Raw genomic sequence first — 6,463 nt, 5'->3', positions numbered from 1 at the left:
GCCTCTGTATGAATCCCGCCTGAAGGGAAAGCTGCACGTAATCAGCAAGCGATATACGCAGCGAATTGAGCGGCATAACCTGAATCTGAGGCAGCACCTGGCACGGCTGGGACGGAAGTCGCTGTCGCTCACAAAATCGGTGGAGCTGCATGACAAAGTCATCGGGCATTATCTGAACATAAAACACTATCAATAAGTTGGAGTCATTACCCTTTTTTCAACTTCTGATGGATGCGAGTGATTGAACTCATACATTAATGTTTTCCCACGAAGTCTTTTTTCAGGTAAGCCTTCGCACATATCGGTAAATAGCTTGCCTGCTTTTATTTTTTCTGTCATCGACATGTTCATTTTTAACATTCCGTCCTGATAAGTTGGTCGGATAAGGCGCTCGCGCCGTATCCGACATTAATTTCTTAAGCGACTTCATTCACCTGGCGACGCAGCAGAGAAAGTGGGCCGGGGCCGCTAAGCGTGAACACGGAAATTAAGGTGAAGCCCAGCGCCACCAGACCCAGCACCAGGTAAGCGCCCTGGAAACCGATGCTTTCATACATATTGCCCGCCAGAATAGACATAAAAATCATCGCCAGTTGCTTAAAGAAGCAGAAACAGACCAGATAAATCGTCGCTGAAAAACGCACTTCAAACTGGCTGGTAATATATTTAAAGCAGCCCACCAGCAGGAACGGTACTTCAAACATATGCAGCGTTTTCAGAATAACCACTTCCAGTGCTGAGGTAGCGAACGATGAGCCAATAATACGTACTGACATAATAGTGCCAGCCAGCAGCAGGGCGTTTTTCCCACCGATGCGATTAATGATCAGTGGCGCAAAAAACATAATCGAGGCGTTAAGTAATTCGCCCATTGTCGTTACGTAGCCAAATACCCGCGTACCCTGTTCACCGGTAGCAAAGAACGAAGTAAAGAAATTAGCAAACTGTTGGTCAAAAACATCGTAGGTGCAGGAAACGCCAATAACATACAGTGACAAAAACCACAGTTTTGGCTGTCTGAACAGTTCCAGCGCCAGCTTAAGGCTAAATGCCGAATGGTTGGCACCTACCGCATTGGCAACCGTGGCAGAAGAGGGCGCATCCGTTTTGGCGAAAAAGAGTAAAACGGCGAGGATGAATGCACAGCCAGAACCCAGCCAGAAAACAAACTGATTATTGATGGTGAACATGATGCCGACAATCGAGGCACACAGCGCCCAGCCAACACAGCCAAACATCCGCGCGCGACCATATTCGAAATTACTGCGACGGCTGACTTTCTCGATAAATGCCTCTACTGCTGGCGCACCGGCGTTAAAACAAAAGCCTAGATAAATACCACCAACAATCGATCCTACTAAAATGTTGTATTGTAACAGTGGCCCGAAGATAAAAATAAAGAACGGCGCAAACATCACTAACATGCCGGTAATAATCCACAGCAGGTATTTGCGCAGCCCGAGTTTGTCAGAAAGCAGACCAAACAGCGGTTGGAATAATAGCGAGAACAGAGAAATAGCGGCAAAAATAATACCCGTATCACTTTTGCTGATATGGTTGATGTCATGTAGCCAAATCGGGAAAAACGGGAAGTAGGCTCCCATGATAAAAAAGTAAAAGAAAAAGAATAAACCGAACATCCAAAAGTTTGTGTTTTTTAAATAGTACATAATGGATTTCCTTACGCGAAATACGGGCAGACATGGCCTGCCCGGTTATTATTATTTTTGACACCAGAGCAACTGGTAATGGTAGCTACCGGCGCTAAGGTGGAATTCCGCCGACACTGACGGGCTCCAGGAGTCGTCGCCACCAATCCCCATATGGAAACCGTCGATATTCAGCCATGTGCCTTCTTCCGCGTGCAGCAGATGGCGATGGCTGGTTTCCATCAGTTGCTGTTGACTGTAGCGGCTGATGTTGAACTGGAAGTCGCCGCGCCACTGGTGTGGGCCATAATTCAATTCGCGCGTCCCGCAGCGCAGACCGTTTTCGCTCGGGAAGACGTACGGGGTATACATGTCTGACAATGGCAGATCCCAGCGGTCAAAACAGGCCGCAGTAAGGCGGTCGGGATAGTTTTCTTGCGGCCCTAATCCGAGCCAGTTTACCCGCTCTGCTACCTGCGCCAGCTGGCAGGTCAGGCCAATCCGCGCCGGATGTGGCGTATTGCTCGCCACTTCAACATCAACGGTAATCGCCATTTGACCACTTCCATCAATCCGGTAGGTTTTCCGGCTGATAAATAAGGTTTTCCCCTGATGCTGCCACGCGTGGACCGTGGTAATCAGCACCGCGTCGGCAAGCGTATCTGCCGTGCACTGCAACAACGCTGCTTCGGCCTGGTAATGGCCCGCCGCCTTCCAGCGTTCGACCCAGGCGTTAGGGTCAATGCGGGTCGCTTCACTTACGCCAATGTCGTTATCCAGCGGTGCGCGGGTGAACTGATCGCGCAGCGGCGTCAGCAGTTGTTTTTTATCGCCAATCCACATCTGTGAAAGAAAGCCTGACTGGCGGTTAAATTGCCAACGCTTATTATCCAGCTCGATGCAAAAATCCGTTTCGCTGGTGGTCAGTTGCGGGATGGCGTGGGGCGCGGAGGGGAGTGTCACGCTGAGGTTTTCCGCCAGACGCCACTGCTGCCAGGCGCTGATGTGTCCGGCTGCTGACCATGTGGTCGCGTTCGGTTGCACTACGTGAACCGTTAGCCAGAGTTGTCCGGCGCTCTCCGGCTGCGGTAGTTCAGGCAGTTCAATCAACTGTTTACCTTGTGGAGCGACATCCAGAGGCACTTCACCGCTTGCCAGCGGCTTGCCATCCAGCGCCACCATCCAGTGCAGGAGCTCGTTATCGCTATGACGGAACAGGTATTCGCTGGTCACTTCGATGGTTCGCCCGGATAAACTGAACTGGAAAAACTGCTGCTGGTGTTTTGCTTCCGTCAGCGCCGGATGCGGCGTGCGGTCTGCAAAGACCAGACCGTTCATGCAGAACTGGCGATCATTCGGCGTATCGCCAAAATCACCGCCGTAAGCCGACCACGGATTGCCATTTTCATCATATTTAATCAGCGACTGATCCACCCAGTCCCAGACGAAGCCGCCCTGTAAACGGGGGTACTGACGAAACGCCTGCCAGTATTTAGCGAAGCCGCCAAGACTGTTACCCATCGCGTGGGCGTATTCGCAAAGGATCAGCGGGCGCGTCTCTCCAGGCAACGAAAGCCATTTTTTGATGGACCATTTCGGCACAGCCGGGAAGGGCTGGTCTTCATCCACGCGCGCGTACATCGGGCAAATAATATCGGTTGCGAAGGTGTCGGCTCCGCCGCCTTCATACTGTACCGGGCGGGAAGGATCGACAGATTTGATCCAGCGATAGAGTGCGTCGTGATTAGCGCCGTGGCCTGATTCATTCCCCAGCGACCAGATGATCACACTCGGGTGATTACGATCGCGCTGCACCATTCGCGTTACGCGTTCGCTCATCGCGGGTAGCCAGCGCGGATCATCGGTCAGACGATTCATTGGCACCATGCCGTGGGTTTCAATGTTGGCTTCATCCACCACATACAGGCCGTAGTGGTCGCACAGCGTGTACCACAGCGGATGGTTCGGATAATGCGAACAGCGCACGGCGTTAAAGTTGTTCTGCTTCATCAGCAGGATATCCTGCACCATCGTCTGCTCATCCATGACCTGACCATGCAGAGGATGATGCTCGTGACGGTTAACGCCGCGAATCAGCAACGGCTTGCCGTTCAGCAGCAGCAGACCATTTTCAATCCGCACCTCGCGGAAACCGACATCGCAGGCTTCTGCTTCAATCAGCGTGCCGTCGGCGGTGTGCAGTTCAACCACCGCACGATAGAGATTCGGGATTTCGGCGCTCCACAGTTTCGGGTTTTCGACGTTCAGACGTAGGGTGACGTGATCGGCATAACCACCACGCTCATCGATAATTTCACCGCCGAAAGGCGCGGTGCCGCTGGCGACCTGCGTTTCACCCTGCCACAAAGAAACCGTCACCCGCAGCTCATCGCGCAGCTCGCCGTACATCTGAACGTCTGCCTCCAGTACAGCGCGGCTGAAATCATCATTAAAGTGAGTGGCTACATGGAAATCGCTGATTTGCGTGCTCGGTTTATGCAGCAACGAGACGTCACGGAAAATGCCGCTCATCCGCCACATATCCTGATCTTCCAGATAACTGCCGTCACTCCAGCGCAGCACCATCACCGCGAGGCGGTTTTCTCCGGCGTGTAAAAATGCGCTCAGGTCAAATTCAGACGGCAAACGACTGTCCTGTCCGTAACCGACCCAGCGCCCGTTGCACCACAAATGAAACGCCGAGTTAACACCATCAAAAATAATTCGCGTCTGGCCTTCCTGTAGCCAGCTTTCATCAACATTAAATGTGAGCGAGTAACAACCCGTCGGATTCTCCGTGGGAACATACGGCGGATTGACCGCAATGGGATAGGTCACGTTGGTGTAGATAGGCGCATCGTAACCGTGCATCTGCCAGTTTGAGGGGACGATGACAGTATCGGCGTCAGGAAGATCGCGCTCCAGCCAGCTTTCTGGTACCGCTTCTGGTGCCGGAAACCAGGCAAAGCGCCATTCACCATTCAGGCTGCGCGACTCTTGGGAAGGGCGATCGGTGCGAGCCTCTTCGCTATTACGCCAGCTGGCGAAAGGGGGATGTGCCGCAAGGCGATTAAGTTGGGTAACGCCAGGGTTTTCCCAGTCACGACGTTGTAATACGACGGCCAGTGAATCCGTAATCATTGTCATAGTTGTATCCTGCGTGAATTGTTATCCGCTCACATTTTCGCATAACATACGAGCCGGACACATAGAGTGTAAAGCCTGGGGTGCCTAATGAGTGAGCTGACTCACATTAATTGCGTTGCGCTCACTGCCCGCTTTCAAGTCGGGAAACTTGTCGTGCCAGCTGCATTAAGGAATCTGCCAACGTGCGGGGAGAGGTGGTTTGCGTATTGGGCGCCAGGGTGGTTTTTCTTTTCACCAGTGAGACGGGCAACAGCTGATTGCTCTTCACCGCCTGGCCCTGAGAGAGTTTCAGCAAGCGGTCCACGCTGGTTTGCCCCAGCAGGCGAAAATCCTGTTTGATGGTGGTTAACGGCGGGATATAACACGAGCTGTCTTCGGTATCGTCGTATCCCACTACCGAGATATCCGCACCAACGCGCAACCCGGACTCGGTAATGGCGCGCATTGCGCCCAGCGCCATCTGATCGTTGGCAACCAGCATCGCAGTGGGAACGATGCCCTCATTTAGCATTTGCATGGTTTGTTGAAAACCGGACATGGCACTCCAGTCGCCTTCCCGTTCCGCTATCGGATGAATTTGATTGCGAGTGAGATATTTATGCCAGCCCGCCAGACGCAGACGCGCCGAGACAGAACTTAATGGGCCCGCTAACAGCGCGATTTGCTGGTGACCCAATGCGACCAGATGCTCCACGCCCAGTCGCGTACCGTCTTCATGGGAGAAAATAATACTGTTGATGGGAGTCTGGTCAGAGACATCAAGAAATAACGCCGGAACATTAGCGCAGGCAGCTTCCACAGCAATGGCATCCTGGTCATCCAGCGGATAGTTAATGATCAGCCCACTGACGCGTTGCGCGAGAAGATTGTGCACCGCCGCTTTACAGGCTTCGACGCCGCTTCGTTCTACCATCGACACCACCACGCTGGCACCCAGTTGATCGGCGCGAGATTTAATCGCCGCGACAATTTGCGACGGCGCGTGCAGGGCCAGACTGGAGGTAGCAACGCCAATCAGCAACGACTGTTTCCCCGCCAGTTGTTGTGCCACGCGGTTGGGAATGTAGTTCAGCTGCGCCATCGCCGCTTCCACCTTTTCCCGCGTTTTCGCAGAGACGTGGCTGGCCTGGTTCACCACGCGGGAAACGGTCTGATAAGAGACACCGGCATACTCTGCGACATCGTATAGCGTTACTGGTTTCACATTTACCACCCTGAATTGACTCTCTTCGGGTGCTATCATGCCATACCACGAAATGTTTTGCGCCATTCGGAGGGGGCACGCCGAAGTGAGATTCAAAATGCCGACGTCAGTTCACAGGTGGGTAATGATACCAACGTGTTGATTTCGTATTTTCACTGACACCAGGATCATCCTGATGTTACAAGGATTGAATGACTACAGATTAAAATAGTCATCAACAGGTTGACAGCATTACCGTTTTTTTCGTCTCATTTTTATCGTATTCGGGTGTCTGTCTGTACCATGCAGACGCTCGCTTTTTGTAATGCCAGCTAAAGAAACAGGCTTAACGTAGGATATTTAATGAGATGGTCACTCCCTCCTTCCCGGTATTATGCTGAGGACAGGCTTTCATTCGGAGAACTATCATGGAAAACATTGCGCTCATTGGTATCGATCTGGGTAAAAACTCTTTCCATATTCA

4 protein-coding genes and 1 pseudogene are annotated in these 6,463 nt (G+C 52.3%); 1 reads left to right on the top strand and 4 read right to left on the bottom strand.

Translation table 11 applies throughout. The features are described 5' to 3' along the window. On the top strand, positions 1 to 196 hold a 196-nt coding region (locus APU11_RS05030; RefSeq protein WP_057992179.1), incomplete at its 5' end, for an IS1 family transposase. A 14-nt stretch (positions 197 to 210) separates the two neighbouring features. Here the strand turns inward: APU11_RS05030 and APU11_RS05025 are convergent. From APU11_RS05025 to lacI, 4 genes and pseudogenes are all read right to left on the bottom strand, one after another. Next, positions 211 to 351 (bottom strand): annotated as a pseudogene (locus tag APU11_RS05025) (maltose acetyltransferase domain-containing protein); the annotation flags it as partial. A 65-nt stretch (positions 352 to 416) separates the two neighbouring features. Continuing rightward, on the bottom strand, positions 417 to 1,670 hold the full coding sequence (gene lacY, locus APU11_RS05020) for a lactose permease (protein WP_003846917.1): 1,254 nt from the start codon (positions 1,668 to 1,670) through the stop codon (positions 417 to 419). 51 nt (positions 1,671 to 1,721) lie between these two features. Next, a complete protein-coding gene (gene lacZ / locus APU11_RS05015; protein ID WP_007894989.1) occupies positions 1,722 to 4,796 on the bottom strand; it encodes a beta-galactosidase in 3,075 nt (1,024 codons plus the stop codon). A 121-nt stretch (positions 4,797 to 4,917) separates the two neighbouring features. Beyond that, the gene (lacI, locus tag APU11_RS05010; RefSeq protein ID WP_007851507.1) at positions 4,918 to 6,000 is read right to left on the bottom strand and encodes a DNA-binding transcriptional repressor LacI; all 1,083 of its coding nucleotides are present in this window, start codon (positions 5,998 to 6,000) and stop codon (positions 4,918 to 4,920) included. Positions 6,001 to 6,463 lie beyond the last annotated feature (463 nt).

This window comes from Enterobacter sp. 50793107, from assembly GCF_001463365.1.
GTDB lineage: Bacteria > Pseudomonadota > Gammaproteobacteria > Enterobacterales > Enterobacteriaceae > Enterobacter > Enterobacter cloacae.
This window is presented reverse-complemented; position numbering and strand designations above follow the sequence as displayed.

Coding starts and splice junctions, on each gene's coding strand:
- lacY (WP_003846917.1), bottom strand. CDS start 1,670: ATGTACTATTTAAAAAACACAAACTTTTGGATGTTCGGTTTATTCTTT.
- lacZ (WP_007894989.1), bottom strand. CDS start 4,796: ATGACAATGATTACGGATTCACTGGCCGTCGTATTACAACGTCGTGAC.